Origin of the sequence: Blastococcus capsensis (assembly GCF_030165005.1) — a bacterium.
Lineage (GTDB): Bacteria > Actinomycetota > Actinomycetes > Mycobacteriales > Geodermatophilaceae > Blastococcus > Blastococcus capsensis.
On the sequence record NZ_JASNNW010000006.1, the window covers coordinates 38,650 to 62,469 of the forward strand.

Annotated in this window: 21 protein-coding genes; 3 read left to right on the plus strand and 18 right to left on the minus strand. The window is 73.5% G+C overall.

The genetic code is table 11. The annotated features are described in order from the left end of the window. Positions 1–81 precede the first annotated feature (81 nt). Entirely contained in the window at positions 82–3,231 is a 3,150-nt protein-coding gene (gene secA, locus QOZ86_RS06260; RefSeq protein ID WP_284491108.1) for a preprotein translocase subunit SecA, read from the minus strand. Between the two features lie 96 nt (positions 3,232–3,327). Between secA and QOZ86_RS06265 the strand changes: the two genes are divergently transcribed. Further along, positions 3,328–3,720, plus strand: a complete 393-nt coding sequence (locus tag QOZ86_RS06265) for a pyridoxamine 5'-phosphate oxidase family protein (RefSeq protein ID WP_284491109.1) — start codon at positions 3,328–3,330, stop codon at positions 3,718–3,720. A 199-nt stretch (positions 3,721–3,919) separates the two neighbouring features. Here QOZ86_RS06265 and hpf read toward each other — a convergent pair whose 3' ends face one another. The 13 genes from hpf to QOZ86_RS06330 form a co-directional block, all read right to left on the minus strand. Next, positions 3,920–4,606: a ribosome hibernation-promoting factor, HPF/YfiA family gene (hpf, locus tag QOZ86_RS06270; protein WP_284491110.1), complete on the minus strand. Its 687-nt coding sequence runs from the start codon at positions 4,604–4,606 to the stop codon at positions 3,920–3,922. Positions 4,607–4,645: 39 nt separating this feature from the next. After that, the gene (locus QOZ86_RS06275; RefSeq protein WP_284491111.1) at positions 4,646–5,449 is read right to left on the minus strand and encodes a ComF family protein; all 804 of its coding nucleotides are present in this window, start codon (positions 5,447–5,449) and stop codon (positions 4,646–4,648) included. Positions 5,450–5,540: 91 nt separating this feature from the next. Then, on the minus strand, positions 5,541–7,274 hold the full coding sequence (locus tag QOZ86_RS06280; protein WP_284491112.1) for an LpqB family beta-propeller domain-containing protein: 1,734 nt from the start codon (positions 7,272–7,274) through the stop codon (positions 5,541–5,543). Continuing rightward, the gene (gene mtrB, locus QOZ86_RS06285; RefSeq protein ID WP_284491113.1) at positions 7,271–8,992 is read right to left on the minus strand and encodes an MtrAB system histidine kinase MtrB; all 1,722 of its coding nucleotides are present in this window, start codon (positions 8,990–8,992) and stop codon (positions 7,271–7,273) included. Before mtrB ends, QOZ86_RS06280 begins: the two co-directional genes overlap by 4 nt. A gap of 103 nt (positions 8,993–9,095) precedes the next feature. After that, positions 9,096–9,812: an MtrAB system response regulator MtrA gene (mtrA, locus tag QOZ86_RS06290; RefSeq protein WP_051005072.1), complete on the minus strand. Its 717-nt coding sequence runs from the start codon at positions 9,810–9,812 to the stop codon at positions 9,096–9,098. 162 nt (positions 9,813–9,974) lie between these two features. Next, positions 9,975–11,471 carry an adenosylhomocysteinase gene (gene ahcY, locus QOZ86_RS06295; protein ID WP_284491114.1) on the minus strand — a complete coding sequence of 499 codons (1,497 nt, stop codon included), beginning with the start codon at positions 11,469–11,471 and terminating at the stop codon, positions 9,975–9,977. 171 nt (positions 11,472–11,642) lie between these two features. After that, a complete protein-coding gene (locus tag QOZ86_RS06300) occupies positions 11,643–12,737 on the minus strand; it encodes a GmrSD restriction endonuclease domain-containing protein (protein ID WP_284491115.1) in 1,095 nt (364 codons plus the stop codon). A 136-nt stretch (positions 12,738–12,873) separates the two neighbouring features. Next, positions 12,874–14,049, minus strand: coding sequence for a mannose-6-phosphate isomerase, class I (gene manA, locus QOZ86_RS06305; protein ID WP_284491116.1), 1,176 nt, complete (start codon positions 14,047–14,049; stop codon positions 12,874–12,876). Between the two features lie 73 nt (positions 14,050–14,122). Then, positions 14,123–15,919: a glycerol-3-phosphate dehydrogenase/oxidase gene (locus QOZ86_RS06310; RefSeq protein ID WP_284491117.1), complete on the minus strand. Its 1,797-nt coding sequence runs from the start codon at positions 15,917–15,919 to the stop codon at positions 14,123–14,125. Between the two features lie 62 nt (positions 15,920–15,981). Continuing rightward, on the minus strand, positions 15,982–17,124 hold the full coding sequence (locus tag QOZ86_RS06315; RefSeq protein ID WP_284491118.1) for an SIS domain-containing protein: 1,143 nt from the start codon (positions 17,122–17,124) through the stop codon (positions 15,982–15,984). Then, entirely contained in the window at positions 17,121–17,333 is a 213-nt protein-coding gene (locus QOZ86_RS06320; protein ID WP_284491119.1) for a Trm112 family protein, read from the minus strand. Before QOZ86_RS06320 ends, QOZ86_RS06315 begins: the two co-directional genes overlap by 4 nt. Further along, positions 17,330–18,706: a phosphomannomutase/phosphoglucomutase gene (locus QOZ86_RS06325; RefSeq protein ID WP_284491120.1), complete on the minus strand. Its 1,377-nt coding sequence runs from the start codon at positions 18,704–18,706 to the stop codon at positions 17,330–17,332. The genes QOZ86_RS06320 and QOZ86_RS06325 overlap by 4 nt, the downstream gene beginning before the upstream one ends. A 78-nt stretch (positions 18,707–18,784) precedes the next feature. Next, the gene (locus QOZ86_RS06330) at positions 18,785–19,135 is read right to left on the minus strand and encodes a DUF3499 domain-containing protein (RefSeq protein WP_284491121.1); all 351 of its coding nucleotides are present in this window, start codon (positions 19,133–19,135) and stop codon (positions 18,785–18,787) included. Positions 19,136–19,354: 219 nt separating this feature from the next. Between QOZ86_RS06330 and QOZ86_RS06335 the strand changes: the two genes are divergently transcribed. Next, positions 19,355–19,822, plus strand: a complete 468-nt coding sequence (locus QOZ86_RS06335; protein ID WP_284491122.1) for a metallopeptidase family protein — start codon at positions 19,355–19,357, stop codon at positions 19,820–19,822. Positions 19,823–19,849: 27 nt separating this feature from the next. Next, positions 19,850–20,767 (plus strand): hypothetical protein, encoded by a 918-nt coding sequence (locus QOZ86_RS06340; protein ID WP_284491123.1) that lies wholly within the window; start codon positions 19,850–19,852, stop codon positions 20,765–20,767. A gap of 32 nt (positions 20,768–20,799) precedes the next feature. Here the strand turns inward: QOZ86_RS06340 and QOZ86_RS06345 are convergent, their stop codons facing one another. From QOZ86_RS06345 to QOZ86_RS06360, 4 genes are all read right to left on the minus strand, one after another. Further along, positions 20,800–21,645, minus strand: a complete 846-nt coding sequence (locus QOZ86_RS06345; protein WP_284491124.1) for an SDR family oxidoreductase — start codon at positions 21,643–21,645, stop codon at positions 20,800–20,802. Continuing rightward, entirely contained in the window at positions 21,642–22,637 is a 996-nt protein-coding gene (gene rfbB, locus QOZ86_RS06350) for a dTDP-glucose 4,6-dehydratase (RefSeq protein ID WP_284491125.1), read from the minus strand. Before rfbB ends, QOZ86_RS06345 begins: the two co-directional genes overlap by 4 nt. Before the next feature lie 178 nt (positions 22,638–22,815). Continuing rightward, positions 22,816–23,271, minus strand: a complete 456-nt coding sequence (locus tag QOZ86_RS06355) for a hypothetical protein (RefSeq protein ID WP_284491126.1) — start codon at positions 23,269–23,271, stop codon at positions 22,816–22,818. A 54-nt stretch (positions 23,272–23,325) separates the two neighbouring features. Beyond that, the gene (locus tag QOZ86_RS06360) at positions 23,326–23,616 is read right to left on the minus strand and encodes a WhiB family transcriptional regulator (protein ID WP_284491334.1); all 291 of its coding nucleotides are present in this window, start codon (positions 23,614–23,616) and stop codon (positions 23,326–23,328) included. Positions 23,617–23,820: the final 204 nt, after the last annotated feature.

Here is a 23,820-nt window from a genome sequence, read left to right on the forward strand (position 1 = left end):
CTCGCACCTGCTCGGCCGGAACAGAGGATCAGCCCGGCGGAGCCGGACGAAGCCTTTCGGGGACGGGGACGCAGTCCCCGATCAGCGCGCCGCTCCGTGGCACTGCTTGTACTTCCGGCCCGATCCGCAGGGGCAGGGCGCGTTGCGCGGGGTCTCCTTGGTGCCGGAGACCGTCGCGGTCTTGGCGGCCTTGGCCCGGCCGGAGTCCGCGGGTGAGGCGTCGAGGCTGGGCGCGGAGTACGTCAGGTCCTCCGGGGAGCGGCGGGGCTCGTCCAGCCCCTTGACGGACAGCTCCGGCCGGGGCGCGGACTGCGCCGGCTCCTCGGCCAACGGAGCCGTCTCCGGCACGGAAGCCGCGGGGGCTTCGGCAGCGGGCGCCGTGGGAGCCTGAGCCGCGGGAGCCTCGGGAGCGGGCGCCGCGGGAGCCTGAGCCGCAGCAGCCTCGGGAGCGGGCGCCGTGGGAGCCTGAGCTGCGGGAGTCTCGGGATCGGGCGCCGCGGGAGCCTGAGCCGCAGCAGCCTCGGGAGCGGGCGCCGCGGAAGGCTGAGCCGCGGGAGCCTCTGCAGGCGCCGTCGACCGCCGTGCCGTGGCGGCCGCCGCGGTACCGCCAGCTGCCTTGGCCGCCGCCGCCTGACGGGCCAGCAGCCGAGCCGTGCCCGCCTGGGCCGCGGCGAGCGCCTTCGCCTCGGCCTCGGCCTGCTTGGCCTTGGCCTCCGCCTCCTGCTCCCCCTTGGTCTTCACCTCGAGGTTGAACAGGAACCCGACCGACTCCTCCTTGATGCCGTCGAGCATCGAGACGAACATGTCGTAGCCCTCGCGCTGGTACTCCACGACCGGGTCGCGGTTGGCCATCGCGCGCAGGTGGATGCCGGCCCGCAGGTAGTCCATCTCGTAGAGGTGCTCGCGCCACTTGCGGTCGAGCACGCTGAGCAGGACCCGCCGCTCCAGTTCACGCATGACCTCGGAGCCGAGCGTGGCCTCGCGCTCCTCGTACGCGCGATGCACGTCGTCGAGGAGAGCGCCCTTGAGCTCGTCGGCCGCGAGGTCGGACTGTTCGCCGCCGCCGAGGGAATCGATCAGCCCGTCGACGGTGACGCCGACCGGGTACAGGGACTTCAGGCTCGTCCACAGCTGGTCGAGGTCCCAGTCCTCGGCGTAGCCGGTCTCGGTGGCGCCGTCAACGTAGGCGCTGACCACGTCGTCGACCATGGTCCGCACCTGCTCGTGCAGGTCGGCACCCTCGAGCACCCGGCGGCGCTCGGCGTAGATGACGGTGCGCTGCCGGTTGAGCACCTCGTCGTACTTGAGAACGTTCTTGCGGACCTCGAAGTTCTGCTGCTCGACCTGGGTCTGCGCGGACAGGATCGCCCGGCTGACCATCTTCGACTCGATCGGCTGGTCGTCGGGCACCCGGAGGGTGTTCATCATCGACTCGAGCATCGGGCCGTTGAACCGGCGCATCAGGTCGTCGCCCAGGGAGAGGTAGAACCGCGACTCGCCCGGGTCGCCCTGCCGGCCGGACCGTCCGCGCAGCTGGTTGTCGATCCGTCGGCTCTCGTGCCGCTCGGTGCCGAGCACGTACAGGCCGCCGGCGTCGGTGACCTCCTCGTGCTCGGCCTTGACCTGCGCCTTGCCCGCCTCGACCGCCTCGTCCCAGGCCGCCTCGTACTCGTCCGGCGTCTCCGTCGGGGAGAGTCCGCGAGCGCGCAACGCCTCGTCGGCGATGAACTCGGCGTTGCCGCCGAGCTGGATGTCGGTGCCGCGGCCGGCCATGTTGGTGGCCACGGTGACCGCGCCGGGCCGTCCGGCCTGGGCGATGATCGACGCCTCCCGCGCGTGGTTCTTCGCGTTGAGCACCTCGTGCGGGATCCCGCGCTTGAGCAGGTACTTCGCGAGGATCTCGGACTTCTCGACGCTCGCGGTGCCCACGAGCACCGGCTGCCCGGCCTCGTGCCGCTCGGCGATGTCCTCGACGACGGCGTCGAACTTCGCCTGCTCAGTCTTGTAGATGACGTCCGAGCGGTCCTGCCGGACCATCGGCCGGTTCGTGGGAATGGGCACGACGCCGAGGGAGTAGGTCTGGTTGAGCTCGGCGGCCTCGGTCTGCGCCGTACCGGTCATCCCGGAGAGCTTGTCGTAGAGCCGGAAGTAGTTCTGGAGGGTGATCGTGGCGAGCGTCTGGTTCTCGTCCTTGATCTGCACCCTCTCCTTGGCCTCGATGGCCTGGTGCATGCCCTCGTTGTAGCGGCGACCGGACAGCACCCGGCCGGTGAACTCGTCGACGATGAGGACCTCGCCGTTGGAGACGATGTACTGCTGGTCCTTCTTGAACAGCTCCTTGGCCTTCAGCGCGTTGTTCAAGAAGCCGATCAGCGGGGTGTTGACCGCCTCGTAGAGGTTCTCGATGCCCAGCTGGTCCTCGACGAACTCGACGCCCTCCTCGGTGACGGCGACGGTCCGCTTGTCCTCCTCGACCTCGTAGTGCACGTCGCGCTTCATCAGCGGCATGATCCGGGCGAACTCCCCGTACCACCGGTTCGTCGACGCGTCGCCGGCCGGGCCGCTGATGATCAGCGGGGTGCGGGCCTCGTCGATGAGGATGGAGTCGACCTCGTCGACGATCGCGTAGTGGTGACCTCGCTGCACCAGGTCGGCCCGGCTGCCGGCCATGTTGTCGCGCAGGTAGTCGAAGCCGAACTCGTTGTTCGTGCCGTAGGTGATGTCGGCGGCGTACTGCTCGCGCCGGTGCGCCGGGGTCTGCCCCGACAGGATGCTGCCCACCGACAGGCCGAGGAACCGGTGCACCCGGCCCATCCACTCGGCATCGCGCTTGGCCAGGTAGTCGTTCACCGTGACGACGTGCACACCCTTGCCGGTGAGCGCGTTGAGGTAGGCCGGCAGCACGCCGGTGAGCGTCTTGCCCTCACCGGTGCGCATCTCGGCGATGTTGCCGAGGTGGAGCGCGGCGCCGCCCATGATCTGCACCCGGAAGTGCCGCTGGCCGAGTGTGCGGGTGGCGGCCTCGCGGACCACGGCGAAGGCCTCGGGCAGCAGCGCGTCCAGGGACTCGCCGTCGGCGTGCCGCTGCTTGAACTCGTCGGTCTTGGCCCGCAGCTCCGCGTCGGTGAGGTCGGTGTAGTCGTCGGCGATCGACTCGACCGCATCGGCGATCCTGCCCAACCGTCGGACGAGCTTTCCCTCACCGGCACGGAGAATCTTCGAGAACACCACGCCCCCAGCGTAGGCGGCCGGGCCTGGAGTCCGGTCGCCACGACTCCGCCGCGCGGTGACCGGGCACACCAGGCGCCCCATCCGTACGCTGCGCCGGTGGCGCGCGACCTGTCCGACCCCGGCCAGACCCTGCTGGACTTCCTCACCGAACGGCACCTGGCGACCCTGACCACCGTGCGGCCCGACGGGACCCCGCACGTCGTCCCGGTGGGCGTCACCTACGACGCGAACACCCGGATCGCCCGGGTCATCACCTCCGGCGGCTCTGCCAAGGCCCGCCACGTGCGCGCCGGCCAGCAGCGGGTCGCCGTGTGCCAGGTGGACGGCCGGCGCTGGGTCACCCTCGAGGGGGCGGCGGTGGTGCGGGACGACGCCGCATCCGTCACCGAGGCGGTCGAGCGCTACGCCCGGCGGTACCGGCAGCCCCGCGAGAACCCTGCGCGGGTGGTCCTGGAGATCTCGGTCGACCGCATCCTCGGCAACGTGTGAGCGAGCTTGCGAGCTCACCAAGGGGCACAGCAGCGCCGCGAACGCGGCCGACGAGCGCCAGCGAGGAGGACTCGTGAGCGAGCTTGCGAGCTCACCAAGGGGCACAGCAGCGCCGCGAACGCGGCCGACGAGCGCCAGCGAGGAGGACTCGTGAGCGTCGGGCGGGGGCGCAGCGGCTCGGCCGCACCCCCACCCGCGGTCAGACGCCGGCGGGCGTCGTCGCCTTCTCCTCGGTCGGCACCACGCCGTCCTGGGAGACCGGTGCCAGCCGGATCAGGCCGTAGTCGTAGGCGTGCCGCCGGTAGACGACCGTCGGCTGCCCCGTGTCGGCGCACTGGAAGAGGAAGAAGTCGTGGCCGACCAGCTCCATCTCGTGGAGCGCCTGGTCGACGGTCATGGGCGTCGCGGGATGGTGCTTCTCCCGCACGATCTGCCCGGGCAGGTGCTCGTCGAGCTCTGTGACGTGCGGCCCGGCGGCGAGCTCGCGGTCGAGCTGCAGCTGCTGCTCGATGGCCATCTCCGGGTGCCCGGCGTCCAGCGTGCTTCCGGCGAGACGGACGCTGGCCGGCGTCCGCCGCCCGTGGTGCACACGGCGGCGATCGGCTGCGCGGCGCAGCCGGTTGTCCAGCTTGGCGCAGGCCAGGTCGAGTGCGGCGTAGAAGTCCGGCCCACACGCCTCGGCGCGGACCACCGGACCCTTGCCGCGGAGGGTGATCTCCACCCGCTGGCAGTTGGCCGACTGGCGGGGGTTCTTCTCGTGGAACAGCTCGACGTCGATGCGCGAGAGCTTGGTGTCGAACCGCTCCAGCTGGCCGACCTTGTCCTCCACGTGTTGGCGGTAGTGCTCAGGGACCTCGACGTTGCGACCACGGACCACGATCTCCATGAGACCTCCCGGTAGGACGGGGCTTCGGTCAGATCGACGCTAGTCCCTCCTCCCGGGGCGCGACAGTCGATCGAGGTCATCCCAGAGGACGTTCCCGGCCCGGTACCGCCCCGCCCGCACGGGGTCCGCCCGAGGTGTCCCCGGGGACCGCGGGGTCGCCGCCACGACCGCCGCGAGGACGGGGAGATCGCCCGGGGGGAGCCCGGCGGCCAGCACCGACGCCGCCTCGGTCAGCGTCGCTCCGGTGGTCACCACGTCGTCGACCAGGACCAGCAGCGCACCGGCCGGGCGACGGTGCGCGTCGAGCGCGAACGTGCCCGCGAGGTTGGCCCGCCGCTGCGACGCCGAGAGGCCGGCCGAGTCCCGGATCCGCCCCCGACGTCGCAGGGTCGGGCATCCGGTGGCCGGCACCCCGGCCGCACGCAGCTCGGCGGCCGCCCGCGCGGTCAGCTCGCGGACGTGGTCCCGACCGCGGGCGCGCACCGCGGCCGGCGAGGTCGGGACGGGCACCAGCACCACCGGCCGGGCCGGGGCTCCCGACCCCAGCCGAACCGCGACGACCGCCAGGGCGAGCGCCGCGCCCAGCGGCGCGGCCAGCTCCGCCCGGCCCTGTTCCTTGAATGCGTTGATCGCCGGGCGGACGGGTCCGGCGTAGGCGCCGGCCGCCACCGTCGGCGGGAAGCCGGCGGGGAACCGGCGGGGCTCGGCCAGCCGGGGTGCCGCGAGCAGCGGTGCACACCGTGGGCAGAGCATCGCCCCGGGGACCCCGCAGCCGGCGCAGGTGCGGGGCAGCACCAGGTCGACCAGCGCTGTCCCCGCCTCACGCAGCAGTGAGGTGGCCACACCGCACCCTAGGTCCCGTCCCGAGGCTCGCGCCGAGCTCGCGAGGCGGGAGGTGGACGGGGTCCTTCTCCTGTGGACGGGGCCGCGCGGCTCACAGCGGGTAGAACGGCGCCGCGCCCGGCAGCGGCTCCGCACCGCGCACCAGGGTCACCCAGGTGCCGCCGGCCAGCTGCCAGATGCTGTCCCCCGCGCTCGCCAGCGGCTGGCGGGTGGGGGCGACGCCCAGCGACGTCGGCTGGCCCGGCAGGCCGGCGGTGGAGATGGGGGTGAGCCCCCAGCCGTCGACGCGGACCGAGTACGGGACGATGCGGTCCTCCCCCTCGTCACCGGCGAGCACGAGCAGGGTGCCGCTGTCCGCCCAGCCGACGTCGATCACCTGGGCCAGGGTCGGCGCCACGGCCCGTAGGTCGCGCAGCACCACCGACCCGTCGTCGTCCGAGCGGACCACGGTGCCCACGTGCAGCCGCCGGCCCTCCGGACCGTCGACGACCACGGCGGCGCGGACGCCGTCCGGGGACAGCTGCAGTGACTCGGTGCGGCCGAGGCCGGGCAGGGTGGGCGCGGCCACCGGTTGAGGCGGCCCGCCGGCCGGTACCCGCACCACCTCGGAGCCGTTCCGGACGACCCACGCCTCGGTCCGCGTGCTCGCGACCGTGGGAGCGCTGAGGGTGTCGGCGGCGAGCACCGGAGCGAGCTCCCCGCCGTACTGACCGGCCAGCAGCGTGGCGCCACCGGGGTCGGTGCGGACGCCGGTGAGGAACGCCAGCCGGCCGGTGCCCGTGTCCGCCGCGATGGCGGCGCTGCTCAGCCCGTAGACGCCGCTGCCGGCCGGCCCCGGGGTCGGCTCGCCCCCGGGGAGGGTCCGCAGAGCGCCCGCCTGGATGTAGTGGCCCACCCCGTCGACCGGGACGATGTCCGGGCCGAACGATGCCCAGTCCTCGACGGTCTGCTGGCGCGGCACACCTTCGGGGGTCAGCGGCTCGCCGTCGAGGAGGACGACGACGCTGCTGATCCGGGGCTGGTCGAGCTGCTGCAGGTTCCACACCAGCTGCGCCGAGATCTGCGCCAGCCTCGGGGAGGGTTCCGGCGGCAGCCCGCTCAGCTCGACGGTCGCCGTCTGGCCCTCGACGGTGACCGCCCGGGTCAGCTGCACGCCGCTGAGGGGGTTGCGGACGCCGGCGGCCAGCGGCGCCGACGGTCCTTCGATGAGCCGTTCCACGAGCACGGTGGGCTGCGACTCGCCCGTGATCAGGTAGCGCGGGTCGGGCACCACCCGCTGCTCGGTCGGGTCGAGGAAGTAGGCGTTCACCGGGTCGTAGAGCCGCCGGAAGTCGGGCTCCAGCATGATCAGCCCGTCCGGTGGGTTGCTGATCCGCCACTCGCCGTCGACCTGCTCCAGCCGGAAGTCGCGGGTGAAGACGCCGCGATCGGCCACGGTGAACACCCCGCGGCGGTCCACGGTGCCGATCAGGTTCGCCGTCAGCGTCACCGCACCCTCATCGGTGGTCACCAGGGCGATGTCGGTGCCGATGACGCTGATCCCCTCGTCGGACCAGGACTCGGCCACCTCGGGGGCCAGGTACTGACGGGCCACCGGGTGCCGGCGCACCGTGCTGGCCGCGGCGTCGATGAAGCCGCGCACGATCCCCTCGGCGCTGTCCCCGGGCTCCGGGGACAGCGGCTCGATGCCCACCGCGTCGACGACGCGCGCCGGCGCCTGGGTGATCAGCACCGTGGGCGAGCTGGTGGGCACCGTCGAGCAGGAGACCAGGGACAGGGCGGCCAGCAGCAGTGCCGCGGCCAGCGCCCTCGGGGAGCCGGTCACGGTGCCCCCGCCCCACGGAGCCTCACCGGGCGCAGCGGCAGCGGGGAGCTGGTGAGATCGGCGCCCGCCACCAGCGGCAGGGTCAGCCGGAACTGCGCGCCGGCGCCCGGCTGCCCCCACACCTGCAGCCACCCGCCGTGCAGCCGCGCGTCCTCGAGGCTGATGGACAGCCCCAGCCCGCTCCCGCCCACCGTGCGCACCCGGGAGGGGTCGGCCCGCCAGAACCGGTCGAACACGTGCTGCGCCTCTCCCGAGCTCAGGCCCACCCCGTGGTCGCGGACCGTGACGGCGGCCGCCGAGCGGTTGGCCGCCAGGGTGATCTCGACCGGGTGCCCCGAACCGTGCTCGATGGCGTTCCCGACCAGGTTGCGCAGGATCCGCTCGACCCGGCGGGCGTCGACCTCGGCCAGCACCCGATCGGCCGGCCGGTTCACCTGCACCTCGCAGTCGTGCCGCTCGGCCAGGGAGGCCATCCCGTCCACCACCCGGTCCACCAGCACCCCCAGGTCGATCGGTGCGGAGTCGAGGACGGCCGCACCGGCGTCGTACCGGCTGATCTCCAGCAGGTCGGTCAGCAGCGCCTCGAACCGGTCGAGCTCCGCGCGGAGCAGTTCGGCGGAGCGGGAGACGTGCGGCGGGAAGTCACCACGGGTCTCGTACAGCACGTCGGCAGCCATCTGCACCGTGGTGAGAGGGGTCCGCAGCTCGTGGGAGACGTCCGAGGTGAACCGCTGCTGCAGCTGGGAGAGCCCCTCCAGCTGGGTGATCTGCCGCTGCAGGCTGTCGGCCATGGCGTTGAAGCTCGTCGCCAGCCGCGCGAGGTCGTCCTCACCGCGCACGGCCATCCGCTCCTCGAGCTGGCCCTCCGCCAGCCGCTGGGCCGTACCGGCGGCCTGCCGCACGGGGTCGACGACCAGCCGGGTGACCAGGACGCCGATCCCCACCACGAGCAGGGTGAGCGCGATCCCGCTGATGACCACCGTGCTCCGGATCCGCGACAGGCTCTCCTGCTCCTGCTGCAGCGGGAAGACGTAGTACAGCTCGATGCGGTCGGGGCCCTGCGCGTCACCGGTGACCGGCGCGCCCACCAGAAGGCTGGGCCGGGGCTCGCCGGAGTCACCGGGCATCAGGTCGTACTTGTAGGCCTGGCTGCCCGCGTCGACGGCCTCGCGCAGCTCGTCCGGCAGCGCGGCGTACAGGGGGCGACGACTGGTGGCCGGACGTTCCCGATCGGCCCGGTACACCATCACGACGTCGAAGTCGCCGGCCGCGCCGCCCCGGTCCAGCAGCTGGTTCACCGTCCGGGCGAGGGTGGCGCGGACGCTGGCGGCGTCACCGGTCGCGATACCGGCCGCCTCGCTCTGGGCGTAGACGACCCCGGCCTGCATCTGGTCGATGGCCGCCTGCCGCTTGACGTCGAGCAGCTGGTCCTTGATCTGGCTGAACAGCACCATGCTCACGATCACCACGACCGTGCCGGCGACGAGCATGGTGATCGCGCCGATGCGCACCTGCAGCGACGACCGCCAGGTGCGGACCGCCTGGGCGAGGAGTCGCCTGCTGGTCAGGCGTACCCGGCGGCGGGCACGGCCGGCGCGCCGACGCAGCCCGCGGCGGATCCGGGTGAGCTCGGAGCGGTCCCGCGGTGCGCGACCGGTTCCCGCCGGCGTCGGCCGGTCGGCTGCGGTACCCGGCTCGGGGGTCCGGGTCGAGGTCACCGGACCAGTGTCCCCCAGCCGACGCCGGGAGTGGGGAAGCCGCCCGGGGCCGCCGCTCGTCCGCTCGCGGTGCCCGCCGGCCCGCTCCCGCGGCCCGCTCCGCTCACGGGGGCCCGGCCTTGTACCCCACGCCGCGCACGGTGAGCACGATCTCCGGCCGCTCCGGATCCCGCTCGACCTTCGCCCGCAGCCGCTGCACGTGCACGTTGACCAGGCGGGTGTCCGCCGCGTGCCGGTAGCCCCAGACCTGCTCGAGCAGCAGTTCCCGGGTGAACACCTGCCGCGGCTTGCGGGCCAGGGCGACGAGCAGGTCGAACTCCAGCGGGGTGAGGGCGATCGGTACGCCGTCGCGGCTCACCTGGTGCGCCGGGACGTCGATCTGCACGTCGCCGATGCTCAGGTTCTCCGCCTGCCCGGTCTCGCCGCGGCGCAGCTGCGCGCGCACGCGCGCCACCAGCTCCACCGGCTTGAACGGCTTGGTGACGTAGTCGTCGGCCCCGGCCTCCAGCCCCTGGACGACGTCGATCGTGTCGCCCTTGGCGGTCAGCATGACGATCGGCACCGTCGACTGCGTGCGGATGTCCTGGCAGATCTGCAGGCCGTTGCGGCCGGGCAGCATCAGGTCGAGCAGGACCAGGTCGGGCCGGGTCTGCTGGAAGACCCCGACGGCGCGGTTGCCGTCGGAGACGAAGGCCGGCTCGTATCCCTCGCGCCGCAGCACGATGCCGAGCATCTCGGCGAGGGCGGCGTCGTCGTCGACGACCAGGACGCGGCCGCGGGAGGGTCCGTTCTGGGGCGCGGTGGGTGGCACGGCGACCATTCTGCGCTGAACAGGCAAGAAGGTGTCCCACCCGCCCGGGTGAGATGTCGGCGCACCGGCCTCCGCCTCTCCCGCGCGATCCCGGGCATAGGAAGCTTTACCTACGTTCTGACCCCCGCAGACGTAGGTAAAGCCTCCTATGCCGAAGGAGGAGCGGGGGGATTAGTAGCGGTAGTGGTCGCTCTTGTACGGGCCCTCGACCGGGACGCCGATGTAGTCGGCCTGCACCTTGGTGAGCTCGGTGAGCTTCACGCCCAGGGCGTCGAGGTGCAGCCGCGCCACGTGCTCGTCGAGCTTCTTCGGCAGCACGGTGACGCCGGGGGTCAGGCCCTCGTAGGCGGCGCGATTGGTCCACAGCTCGATCTGCGCGAGCACCTGGTTGGCGAACGAGGCGCTCATGACGAAGCTGGGGTGTCCCGTGGCGTTGCCCAGGTTCAGCAGCCGGCCCTCGGAGAGCAGGATGATCGTGTGGCCGTCGGCGAACCGCCACTCGTCGACCTGCGGCTTGATCGTCGTCCGGGTGATGCCGGGGGTGCGGGTCAGACCGGCGACGTCGATCTCGTTGTCGAAGTGCCCGATGTTGCCGATGATCGCCTGGTGCTTGGTCCGGCCCAGCTGGTCGGCGCTGATGATGTCCTTGTTGCCGGTGGCCGTGATGATGATGTCGGCCTTGCCGATGACCTCGTCGAGGGTGGTCACCTCGTAGCCGTGCATCGCCGCCTGCAGGGCGTTGATCGGGTCGATCTCGGTGACGATGACCCGGGCACCCTGGCCGCGCAGGGACTCCGCGCAGCCCTTGCCGACGTCGCCGTAGCCGCAGACGACCGCGACCTTGCCGCCGATCATCACGTCGGTGGCCCGGTTGATGCCGTCGATGAGCGAGTGCCGGCAGCCGTAGAGGTTGTCGAACTTGCTCTTGGTCACCGAGTCGTTGACGTTGATCGCCGGGAACAGCAGTCGCTCGTCGCGCGCCAGCTCGTAGAGCCGCATGACGCCGGTGGTGGTCTCCTCGGTGACGCCCGCGATGCCCTGGCCGATGCGGGTCCAGTGACCGCCGTCCTCGGCGAGCGTGCCGCGGAGGGTCTCGAGGATGACGCCGTACTCCTCGGAGTCGGCCTCGGTGGTGTCGGGGACGACGCCGTCGGCCTCGAAGCGGGTGCCGAGGTGGATCAGCAGCGTGGCGTCGCCGCCGTCGTCGAGCAGCATGTTCGGGCCGATGATCTCGCCGGACTCGTCGCGGAACTCGAACAGCCGCTGGGTGCACCACCAGTACTCGGGCAGCGTCTCGCCCTTCCAGGCGAAGACCGGGACGCCGGCGGGGTCTTCGGGGGTGCCCTCGCCGACGACGATCGCCGCGGCGGCGTGGTCCTGGGTGGAGAAGATGTTGCAGCTGACCCAGCGCACGTCGGCGCCGAGGGCCGTGAGGGTCTCGATGAGGACGGCGGTCTGCACGGTCATGTGCAGGGAGCCGGCGATGCGGGCGCCGGCCAGCGGCTGCTGGTCGCCGTACTCGGCGCGCAGCGCCATGAGGCCGGGCATCTCGTGCTCGGCGAGCTGGATCTCCTTGCGGCCGAACGGCGCGAGGGAGAGGTCGGCGACCTTGAAGTCGGCCTCGCCGGTCGGGGTGGTCAGCGTGCGGGTGCCAGTGCTGGCGGTCATGAAAGCTCCAGGTGGTGCCCGGCGCGCTGGCCGGGCGATGCAGTCGGATGCAGGGTCGCTTCGATCCCCGACGCCGGGGAGAGCGAGCATGCCGAGGCTTCGGCGGGGCTCGTGCCGTCCTCCAGGGTAGGGGCGGCCGCAACCGCCTCGCCCGGTGGCCACCCGGGTGCGTCAGGACTCGCAGCCGACCCCGTCGCCGTCCCGGTCGAACTTCTGCTGCCACCCCGGGTCACCCGCCCGGATCGGCGCCGCTCCCGCGGCCTTGACCTCGGTGCAGTTGGCGTACGAGGCGCTCGGCGCGGGTGCCGGAGCGGGGGCCGGAGCGGGGGCCGGAGCAGGATCGGGCTCCGGTGCGGAGGCGGGAGCCTGCGCGGGCGCCGGAGCTGGGGCGGGTGCACGCTCGGGCAGGGTGGCCACCACGCCACCGGGCAGCGGCTCGGTCGGGCAGGTGCTCAGCACCGTGGCCATCGTGTTCTTCTCTGCCTGGGTGACCCAGGCGCCGTAACGCACCTTCACCGCCACCTGCCGGGCCACGTACGCACAGCGGTAACCGCGCACCGGAGGCAGCCAGGTGGCAGCGTCCCCGTCGCCCTTCTGCATGTTGAGCGGGCCGTCGACGGCGAGCAGGTTCAGCGGGTCGTTGGCGAACGCCGTCCGTCTCGTGGCGTCCCACTGCTGAGCGCCCTTCTGCCACGCGTCGGAGAGCGCCACCACGTGGTCGATCTGCACGTCGTCGCTGGTGCCCTGGCCGCGCTGGAAGGGGATGGTGCGGCCGGAGTAGGGGTCGGCGAGCGTGCCCGTGAGGACGACGCAGTCGCGCGTCCCGGGCTTGAAGGTCTCCCCGTCCAGGTCGCGGGCGAGCATGTCGTTGCGGGTGTCGCAGCCGTTGCGGTCGGTGTCCACCCAGCCGGAGCCGAACAGGTCCCGGTCGTAGCCGGTGCGTGAGGCGCGGCCCTTGACCTCCAGTGCCGCCAGCGCGGCCAGGGCCGAGGTCGGCGCCGCGGCACCGACCACGGCGTCGGTGCTCGTCGGGTTCAGCACCCCGGCGGCCTCGGCGATCCGGTCTGTCTCGACCGCCTTCTCGGCGGTCTCCTTCTCGGCCAACGCGGCGTCGGCCGCCGCTGCGGCGGCCTCGAGCTCCGCGTGGCTGAGCGAGGGCTCGGCCTCGCGGGACGAGGACTCGGTCTCCCGGGACGACGACTCCGTCTCCGGCGCCGTCTCGGCGCAGCCCCCCAGCAGGGCGAACGCCAGGAAAGCGGCGACCACGCCGGGGACGGCGCGACGTGGACGGGCAGTACGAGTCACGACAGTTCCCCCGGACGAGACGACAGCGCCTCGAAAGGTAGGCCGCCACCGCCCCCCGCCCGGTGTGCGACACGCATCCCGCTCCGCTCCGGAGGGTTCAGGCCAGGTTGGTCGTGGCCCGGTAGAGGACGGCGGGGCCGTGCGCGCTGACCGGGGCGCCGGCGGGGATGAACGCCGCTCGGCCCTTCGCCAGCGTCAGCTCGCCGTCGGCCGAGGCGAGCACGGCGGCTCCCTCGGTGCAGAACAGCAGCTGCGGGCCGCGGGTGGTGAGGACGCCCGACTGCTCGTCGAGGTGGACCCGGGTGAGGTCGAAGTCCTGGACCGGGACGGGGTAGCGCAACCCCCCGGGACCGAGCACCGGGTGGATGACCGGGACCCTGCCATCGGTGAAGTCCAGCACCTCGATCAGCGCCGCGAGGTCGACGTGCTTGGCGGTCAGCCCGCCCCGCAGCACGTTGTCGGAGCTGGCCATCACCTCGACGCCGGCACCCGACAGGTAGGCGTGCAGGTTCCCCGCGGGGAGGAACACCGCCTCACCGGGCGCCAGCTTCAGGTGGTTGCACATCAGCGAGATGACCACGCCGGGATCACCGGGATAGGTCTCCGCGAGCGCCGCGGCCCACCGGTAGGTGTTGATGAACTCCGGGTCGTGCGCCGCGACGAACCGCGCCGCGGCGCTGGCCACGGCGGACACCAGCTCGGTGCGCCGCTCACCGGGAAGGGCCAGCAGCTGCGGGATGGCCGCCCGCAACCCTCCGCGGGCCAGCGCGGCGATGGTCGGCTTCAGCTCGGGGACCTGCAGCTTGGCGAGGCAGTGCAGCGACTCCTCCACCGGCCGGAACCCGCACAGCGCCTCGAAGGTGGTGAGGGCGAGCAGGAGCTCCGGCTTGTGGAAGGGGTCCTTGAACGTGCGCGTCGGGTCGTCGTGCGGGATGCCGGCCGCTTCCTCGGCGGCGAAGCCGGCCTCGGCCTGCTCGGTGGTCGGGTGCGCCTGCAGCGACAGCGGGGTGTCGGCGGCGAGGACCTTCATCAAGAACGGCAGCCGGGCGCCGAACCGCTCGGCGACGGCAGCGCTCAGCAGTGCCTCGGGGTCGGCGGCGATCGCCTTGTCCAGCGGGCGGCCGTCGGCCAGGACACTGGACTCGTCGGGGTGCGCCCCCACCCAGAGCTCCGCGTGCGGCCGGTCGGCGGGCACGGCTTCACCCAGGAGTTCGGGGATGACGGTCCGGCTACCCCATGGGTAGAAGCGCACACCGTTGGTCAGCTGCCACATCGCCTGCGCACATTACGTGCGCGGGGTCCACGTCCGGGACGAATGCCCGTCCGGCGGTCACCCCGACGGACCGTCACACTGCGGCACGCACGTCCGGCGCGCCGAGCCGGGCGGCGTCGGCGGTGTGGTCGTCGGGCATCCGCTGCGACTCCCGCTCGGCTGCCACGCGTGCCGTGTAGTGGGTGACTTCTCGGGCGGTGCGCTCGTCGTCCCAGCCGAGGACCCCGGCCATGAGGGCGGCCACCTCGGGCGCCGAGTCCACCCCGCGGTGCGGCGTCTCGATGGAGACGCGGGTGCGCCGGGTCAGTACGTCGTCGATGTGGAGGGCGCCCTCGGCGGTGACCGCGTGCACCACCTCGGCGGCGAGGTAACCCGGGGCGCCGGTCAGCGGACGGCCGAGCGCCGGGTCGGCCCGCGCCAGGTCCAGGACGGCACCGATCTGGTCGCCGTGGCGCTGCAGGAGCCGCACCACGGTGTCCTCAGGGACGCCGTGCTCGCCGGACAGGTCGGCCGCGCGATCCCGGACCGCCGCCCAGCCGCGGGCCCCGACGAGCGGTAGCTCGGCGGTGCGCGACCGGGGCGCTCCCGGCAGGCCCGCCACGGCCGCGTCGACGGCGTCGGCGGCCATGACCCGGTAGGTCGTGTACTTGCCGCCGGCCACCAGCACCAGCCCCGGTACCGGGGTGACCACGGCGTGCTCGCGGGACAGCCGGCTGGTGTCGTCGGACTCGCCGGCCAGCAGCGGCCGCAACCCGGCATACACCCCGACGACGTCGTCGGCCGACAGCGGGCGGGTGAGCACCCGGTTGACCTGGTCGAGCAGGTAGGAGATGTCGGCGCTGCTGGCGGCGGGGTGGTCGCGGTCCAGCCGCCAGGGGGTGTCGGTGGTGCCGACGATCCACTGCTCGCGCCACGGGATGACGAACAGCACGCTGGTGGGCGTTCGCACGATCAGCCCGTTCGGACCGAGGTCGCCGCCATCGATGGCCGCGCGCGGTACCACCAGGTGCACGCCCTTGGAGGCCCGCACCTTCAGGCTCGGCGCCGAGGTGCCGAGCATCTCCCCCACGTCGTCGCTCCACACCCCGGTGGCGGCGATGACGCTCCGGGCGCGCACGGTGAACGAGGAACCGTCGGTGAGGTCGGCCACCCGCACGCCCACCACCGCGGCCTTGCTGCCCCCGCCCACCCCGCCGATGCCGTCAGCACCCGCGCCCGCGTCCTGCAGCAGGCCGACGACCCGGGCGCTGGAGAGCACGGCCGCCCCGTACCCGGCGGCCGTGCGCACCAAGGCCAGGGTGTGCCGGGCGTCGTCGACCTGCGCGTCCCAGTAGCGGATCGCCCCGCGCACGACGTCGCGCCGCAGGGCGGGGAACGCCCGCAGCGTCGCCCGGCGGGAGAGGTGGCGGTGCCGTGGCATCGCCCGCCCACCCGTCGCCCGCCCGCCCATCGTCCGGTCGCGGGTGAACGCCGCGCCCAGCGCGTCGTAGAGAGCGACGCCCGCCCCGTAGTAGACCCGCTGCCAGACCGGCGCGGTCAGTGGGAGGAGGAACGGCAGCGGCCGCACCAGGTGCGGGGCGATGGTGCCCACGAGCCGGGCCCGCTCCTTGAGCGCCTCGCGCACCAGCGGGAACGCCATCTGCTCCAGGTAGCGCAGCCCGCCGTGGATGAGCTTGCTCGACCGGCTGGAGGTGCCGGCGGCCCAGTCCCGTGCCTCCACCAGCCCCACCGACAGCCCGCGGCTGGCGGCATCGAGCGCCGCGCCGGCGCCGGTCACCCCGCCCCCGATCACCAGGACGTCGACGACGCCGTCGGCCAGCCGCGCGCGGTCCGCCCGCCGCCGCTCCGGTGACAGTTCCGTACCGCTCATGCCCCCCACTGTCCCCCTCGGCGCTGTCCCCATCGGCCACGTCGGCGGCGCGCACGGCCAGGTCACGACCCGAGTGCCCGCTCGTGGTCGAGAGCCAGCGCCAGGTAGACGGCACCGAAGTCGGCGACGGCCAGTTGCCGGGCCAGCCGCGGCAGCCGGGTGTACCGCTCCGGGTCGCCGTGCTCGGCCAGCCCGCTGACCGGGATGTCGTGCGTGGCAGCGGTCCGCAGCACCTGCTGCATCGCCTCCGCCGCCGAACGGGGCTCCCGTTCCCCGGCGCCGTCGTGCCCCCCGGCGTCGCTGTCCCGGATGGTGAGCAGCCGGAGCCGGCGGCCCTCGTCGTCGGCGCGGTCCCGGAAGAAGTCACCGGCGTCACGAGGGGCGAGCGGGCCGCCCAGCACGGCGCACGCCGCCACCCGCTGGTCCGGCAGCCGGAAGCCCGTCGCCGGCAGACCGGCGAGCGTGGCCAGCTGGTCGGCGACGCGGATCGCGGCCGCCCCGGCCAGCGGTCCTTCGGCGGCGATGACCGGGAGCGCGTCGAGCAGCTCGAGGGCCAGCGTCTTGGCCGGGTTGACGAACGACTCGCGCGCCGGCCCGCACTCCTCCGCCACCTCGTCGAGCGCCGCGGCGACCGTGTCGGTGTCGGCCACCCCGGCCGGGAGCAGCCCGAGGCCGGTGGCCAGCTGCAGCATGGGGGTGAGCAGCGACCAGAGCGTGGTGTGCTGCACCCGGTTGCGTGGCAGAGCGACGTAGGGCGCCCGGGCGGTGGAGCACGCCGCGCGCAGCGGCGCGTCGTCGGCTCCGATGCCGACGAGGGAGACACCCCGGCGGGCGGCCTCGTAGGCCGGGCCCACGGCGTACGCACCGGCACCGGTGCGGGTGGCGACCACCGCGATGTCGCCCGGCCCCGTCCACACCGGCAGCGCCGGTCCGGGCACGACCTCGACGGTGACCGGGCTGGAGGGACCCAGCAGGGCCCGCAGCACCGACCCGGCGACCGCGCCCTCCCGCCGGGCCACGATCACCAGGCCCCGCGGGCGGCCCCCCTCGGTGACCCGGCCGAGCCCGGCCTCCTCGGTCAGCCGTGCCGTCTCCCGGACCTGCGCGCCGGAGCCGGCCACCGCCGGCAGCAGGCCGCGGGGGTCCCGCGCGCGCAGCAGCTCGAGGTCGTCGAGGACCTCCTCGGCGAGCTCGACGGAGCTCATGACGTGCGGTGCCGCGCCTCGTCGAGGAGCAGCACCGGGATGCCGTCGCGCACGGGGAAGGCCCGCTCGCACGTGGCGCAGACCAGCTCGCCGGCCGCCTCGTCCACCGTGAGCGGGGTGTGGTGGGTGTCCGGGCAGGCGAGGATGGACAGCAGGTCCGGGTCCAGCCCCAGTGGACCGCCGGCGGACGTGCCCTGGGTTCCGGTCATCTCTGCTCCTGTTCCGTGCGCACCGTCGTCAGTACCCGGTCGCGCAGCTCGATCATCCGCGCCTCGTCCGGCGCCTCCACGTTCAGCCGCAGCAGCGGCTCGGTGTTGCTGGCGCGCAGGTTGAACCACGCGCCGTCGGGGAGCTCGACCGTGAGCCCGTCGAGCTCGTCCACCGTCGCGCCTTCCTCCTCGAAGATCTCGCGCACCCCGGCCACCCGGCCAGGCGCGTCGGCCACCGTGGAGTTGATCTCACCCGACGCCGCGTACCGCGAGTACGCCGCGGTCAGCTCGGACAGCGGCCGACCCTGCTCACCGAGCGCGGCGAGGACGTGCATGGCTGCGAGCATGCCCGTGTCGGCCCGCCAGAAATCGCGGAAGTAGTAGTGCGCCGAGTGCTCGCCGCCGAACACCGCGTCGGTACGGGCCATCTCTGCCTTGATGAAGGAGTGGCCCACCCGCGTGCGCACCGGCTGCCCGCCGTGCTCGCGGACGATCTCCGGGACGGCGCGGGAGGTGATCAGGTTGTGGATGATCGTCGTCCCGCGGCCCTTGGCCAGCTCCCGGACCGCGACCAGCCCGGTGATCGCCGACGGGCTGACGGGCTCGCCGCGCTCGTCCACCACGAAGACCCGGTCGGCGTCGCCGTCGAACGCCAGACCGATGTCGGCACCGTGGGCCACGACCGCCCGCTGCAGGTCGACCAGGTTGGCCGGATCCAGCGGGTTCGCCTCGTGGTTCGGGAAGGAGCCGTCCAGCTCGAAGTACAGCGGCACGATCTCCAGCGGCAGCCCGGCGAGGACCACGGGCACGGTGTGCCCGCCCATGCCGTTGCCGGCGTCGACCACCACCTTCAGCGGGCGGATCGTCGTCAGGTCGACCAGCGAGCGCAGGTGCGCGGCGTACCCGGCCAGCACGTCCCGTGCGCTGACGGTGCCCACGCGGTCCGGGACCCGCTCGTAGGAGTCGCGCTCGGCCCACTCCCGGATGGTGACCAGGCCGGAGTCCTGCCCGATCGGGGCGGCCCCGGCACGGCACAGCTTGATGCCGTTGTACCGGGCCGGGTTGTGGCTCGCGGTGAACATCGCGCCCGGGACGCCGAGCGAGCCGGCCGCGAAGTAGAGCAGGTCGGTGGAGCCGAGGCCGGCCTCCACCACGTCGACGCCACGGGCGATGACACCCTCGGCGAAGGCGCGGGAGAGCGGGACGGAGGACTCCCGCATGTCGTGGGCGGTCACCACGGTGGTCCTCCCGCCGTCGGCGAGGACGAACTCCGCGAACGCCGCACCGATGGCCCGTGCGACGTCCTCGTCCCACTGGTCGGGGACGACACCGCGGACGTCGTAGGCCTTGATCAGCGAGGACAGGTCGCGCATGCGGACGACCCTATAAGGACCCGTCCTCCTCACGCCTCGCACGCTCGGCGAGCCTCTGGACGCGGCCGGGCAGTGCAGCTAGGGGAGGTCGGGCAGCACCCGGAGGTGGCCGCGGCGGATCCCGCTGCCGTCGTCGGCCGGGGCCCGCGGCGGCTCGGGGCGGGCCGCCTCGCGGACGGCGTCGGCCAGGGCCAGCAGGTCGTCGCCGGTCGGCCCGGCGTCGTCCAGGTCGATCTCGTGGCGGACGACCTCCCAGCCGCGCGGCACGGTCAGCCGCTCGGCGTGGAACTCGCACAGGTCGTAGCTGTGCGGCTCCGAGGACGTCGCCAACGGGCCGACAACGGCCGTCGACTCCGCGTACACGTAGGTCAAAGTCGCCGCTGCCGGTTGCGCGCAGCCGCTGCGCGAACAGCGACGTGACTGCCTCACCACCGGATCCTCACGCAAGGCACAGTAATCCGGCCCGGCGGTACGCGACAGCAGGCACACCGGAAATCCCACCCCGACGCACCATCCTGCACGATGACCCCGTGGGCATCGTCACCGGTCGACCGGACATGCGGACCGTCGCGGCGTGGCGCCGGACATGACCCGGCGAGCCGCTCGGGAGCCCGGCGTGTCGTACCTCGCCGTACTCTTCGACGGGTCATGAGCACCTTTTCCCGCCGCCGCACCCGCTCCCGCCGCGACCGCCACGGCCGCGGCCTGCGGGGACCCCTCGTGCCCGTGCAGGTGCCTCTCTCGCGCAGCCGTGCCGAACAGTTCGACGACCTGGTCCTGGACGCCGTCGAGGACCTGGAGAGTCGCTGGGAGCGGGAGCTGGCCGGCGTCGAGTTCGCCGTCGAGGACGTGCCGTGGGTGGAGCACACGGACGAGGAGGAGGCGGAACTGGACTCCGACGTCCTCGACGACGCGGGCGTCCCGCTGGCCCGTCTGATGCCGGCCCGGCGGGAGCAGGGCCAGGACGTACCGCCCCGGATCATCGTCTACCGCCGGCCGCTGGAGTTGCGCGCTCACGACCGGGAGGACCTCGCCGACCTGGTGCGCGACGTGGTCGTCGACCAGGTGGCCACCCTGCTGGGGCGCGACCCGGAGGAGATCGACCCGACGGGGTGACCCGGCCCGGCTGGGATGCTGGGCGGGATGGACGTCCCCCCTGCCGCCGCCTGGCTCGTTCTCGGCGTGGTGCTCGGCGTCCTGGCGGCGGGCGCCGTGGTGATCGGGGTGGTGGCTCTCCTCCGCCGGCCCGGCCGCACCGGCCACCGGCCACCGGCCACGCCCATCCGAGCCGCGCCCGCCCCGGTGGACGACCTGGCCGACTTCCTCGAGCACCCGCCGGGTTCCCGGCCCGGGGAGCCGGAACCCACCGGGTGGGCGACGCTGGCCCTGCCGCCACCCCCGCCGCCACCGCCGGCCCCGGCGTCCGGACGTGGCCCCGGACGGGTACTGCTGCCGCTGGCTGCGATGTGCTTCGCTGCCCTGACCGTGGTCGGGACCACCGCCGCCGTCGTAGCCGGCACCCGCACCACTGACCGCGTGCCGCCCCGCATCGCCGAGGCCCCCGACGAGGTCCCGACCCGGGGCGACGGGGAGGGCTCGACCGTGGTCGGGGACCTGGTGATCGACGGGTTGGTGCTCGAGCCACGGGCGGTGGGGATCACCGCCACCTATCCAGAGGTGCGGCTCCGGTCCGAGGGCGGCAGGGCCGGCCTGGAGCTTCGCCTGCCCACGTACAACTGCCTGACGGCCACACCCCCGCCCGACCCGGTGGCCGCGGGGTGTGCGGCCGCGTTGGTCGAGCACGCCACGCTGGGGCAGTCGGACCTCCGGGTGGAGCGGCGCGGCGACCGGCTCACGGTGCGTGGGCAGGTGGCCACCGTCACCCGCCTGGCCGGCTCACCACCCGAGCCGACGGGGCGGGTCTACGAGCTGGAGCTGACCGTCGCCCCCCGCGGAGAGCCAACGGGAGACGGCACGCGGCAGGCCGTCGGCGAGCTGCGGATCGGCACGGGCACCGCGCCGGTCGTGACCGGCCGCAGCACGCTCCGCCCGGCGGACTGATCCGTACCTGCGTCTGTGGGGGCGCCGCCGGGTCAGCTGTGATCGCCGAGATACGCCGCGAGGGCCTTCCGCCAGTCGCGCGGCCCGAATCCGGCCGCCCGGATGCGGGTCAGGTCGAGGACGCTGTTGAGCGGCCGGGGTGCGATACCGGTCTTCCCGGCGAAGTACTCGGCCGTGCTCACCGAGGTCACGTCGGCGGCGGCACGGCCACGGGCGGTGAAGACCAGCTCGGCGACGTCGGCCCAGGAGCCGGCCTCGCCGTCGCCGGTGAGGTTGTAGGTGCCGTAGGGCGCCCCGGTCTCCACGAGATGCCGGATGCCGGCGGCGAGGTCTGCGGTAAGGGTGAGCCGGCCGATCTGGTCGTCGACCACCGAGGGGCTGATCCCACGGTCGGCCAGGGACGCCATGGTGCGCACGAAGTTGCCGCCCTCGCCCACCACCCAGGTGGTGCGCACCAGCCAGTGCCGCTCGATCGCGGTGGCACGGGCGTCGCCGTCGGCCTTGCTGCGCCCGTAGACGCTCAACGGCGACGGCGGCACGTTCTCCGGGATCGCGCCGTCGTGCCGCCCGTCGAAGACGTACTCGCTGGAGATGTGCACGAGGGCCGCGCCGTGAGCGTCCGCCGCGGCGGCCAGGTGGCCGACAGCGTCGACATTGGCGGCGCGGACGGCCGCCAGGTTGGCCGGGTCCTCGGCCGCGTCCACGGCGGTCCAGGCGGCGGCGTTGAGGACGACGTCCACCCCGGACCAGTCGTACGCGCGGACGGCGGCGGCGTCGGTGACGTCGAGCGCGGCCCGGTCGAGGGCGACCGCGCCGGGGAACTCCTTCTGCAGGGCCCGGCCGAGCTGCCCGCCCGCGCCGAGGATGACGGCGTTCACTGCCCGCAGGCGGCGTAGGCGGCCTCGACCTCTTCCTTCTGCGGCCGCCACCAGCCCTCGTTCTCGCGGTACCAGTCGATGGTGGCGGCCAGGCCGTCGCGGAAGTCGGTGTACTTCGGCGTCCAGCCGAGCTCGGTGCGCAGCTTGGTGGCGTCGATGGCGTAGCGCAGGTCGTGCCCGGCCCGGTCTGTGACCGGGTCGAAGGCATCCGCCGGCCGGCCGGTGAGCTCGAGGATCAGCTCGAGCACCTCGCGGTTGTTCTTCTCGCCGTCCGCGCCGATCAGGTAGGTCTCGCCGGAGCGGCCGCGGTCGAGGATGGCGTACACGGCGGAGTTGTGGTCGTCGACGTGGATCCAGTCGCGCACGTTCTCCCCCTTGCCGTAGAGCTTGGGGCGCAGCCCGGAGAGCACGTTGGTGATCTGCCGCGGGATGAACTTCTCGACGTGCTGGTAGGGCCCGTAGTTGTTCGAGCAGTTGGAGATGGTGGCGTGGATGCCGAAGGAGCGCACCCACGCGCGCACCAGCAGGTCCGAGCCCGCCTTGGTCGAGGAGTAGGGGCTGGACGGGTTGTACGGCGTCTCGGGGGTGAACTTCGCCGGGTCGTCGAGCTCCAGGTCGCCGTACACCTCGTCGGTGGAGATGTGGTGGTAGCGGACGCCGTGCGCGCGCACCGCCTCCAGCAGCGTGAACGTGCCGACGATGTTGGTTGTGAGGAACGGCGACGGGTCCCGCAACGAGTTGTCGTTGTGGCTCTCCGCGGCGAAGTGGACGACGACGTCGCAGCCACTGACCAGCCGGTCGACCAGCTCGGCGTCGGCCACCGAGCCGTGCACGAATTCGATGCGGTCGCGCACCGGCGCCAGCGACGCCTCGTTGCCCGCGTACGTCAGCGCGTCGAGCACGGTGATCTGGTGCTCGGGGTGTTTCCGAACCGTGTAGTGCACGAAGTTGGCGCCGATGAAGCCCGCGCCCCCGGTGACGAGCATGCGCATCGTCTGCTGACCTCTCCGTCGTCGCATCCCCCCGAGGCGACGCCCCGAGCGGCACCCGCCGTCCCGCGGATGTCCTGTGTGGCTCGACGGTAACCGAACGCGATCGACCATTCGACGCGACCGCCGCCGCCGGGAGGCACCGGGAGCCCCCGGCGCAGACTCCCGGGCCAGGGACCGGTCAGCGCGGCCACCCACGCGCCGGCGCGGTGAGCGCGAGGAGGTCGGGCAGCCGCAGCGACCGGAGACCGCGCAGGGAGTTCAGCGGGTCGAGCATCCCGGTGGCCAGCTGCCCGGCGGCCGCGTCGTCCTGCGCGAGGAGCCGGGCGGTGGGCCGGCCACCCGGGAGGGGTCGGGAGTGCTGGCCGAGGAGTGCGACGACGACCGGTCCCCGGCGGCGCAGCGCCAGGAAGGCCGCCGCCCGCGGCGGGCCGCCGGGCTCCCCGTCCACCACGACGGCAGCGGGACGGGTGAGCGAGCGGCGTGCCGCGTCGTCGTCCAGGACGGCGGTGAGCCACCGGGCGCGCGCGGTGACCGGCGCACCGAGGGCGGCAGCCAGCGGATCGGCCGCCCGCACCTCGCGGACCACCCGGGCGCGGCCGAGGACGACACGGACGGCGGCGGCACGAGCGGGCACAGCCCCGAACAGAATCAGCTGCTGGATCGACCCCCGGCAGGCGGGGGTCGGTCGTCAGATGGCGCGACGGCGCAGCCGGCGGCGCTCACGCTCGGACAGGCCGCCCCAGATCCCGAAGCGCTCGTCGTTGGCCAGCGCGTACTCCAGGCACTCGGCCTTGACCTCGCACCCGGTGCAGATCTTCTTCGCCTCGCGGGTCGAGCCGCCCTTCTCGGGGAAGAACGCCTCGGGGTCGGTCTCCGCGCACAGCGCCCGCTCCTGCCACGACTGGGTCTCGGCCTCGGGGCCGAAGCCCAGGAAGCCGACGAACGGCTGACCCGTGCCCTGGCCCACGGCCTGCCCCATGCCGTGGCCGGTGACGGCCCCCAGACGGTCCGCGGACCGCTCGGACCCGTTCACGTAATCGCTCAACCACGACACCTCGGCCATGACGGTGCGTCCCCTCTCGCTCTCGTCCCGGTGCTCGGCCGGCAGGAGGTTCCCGGGCCGTTCAGCACTCGTTGACACCGCGGGAATTACACGCGTGTCGTTGCCCGCCCGTCAACTTTG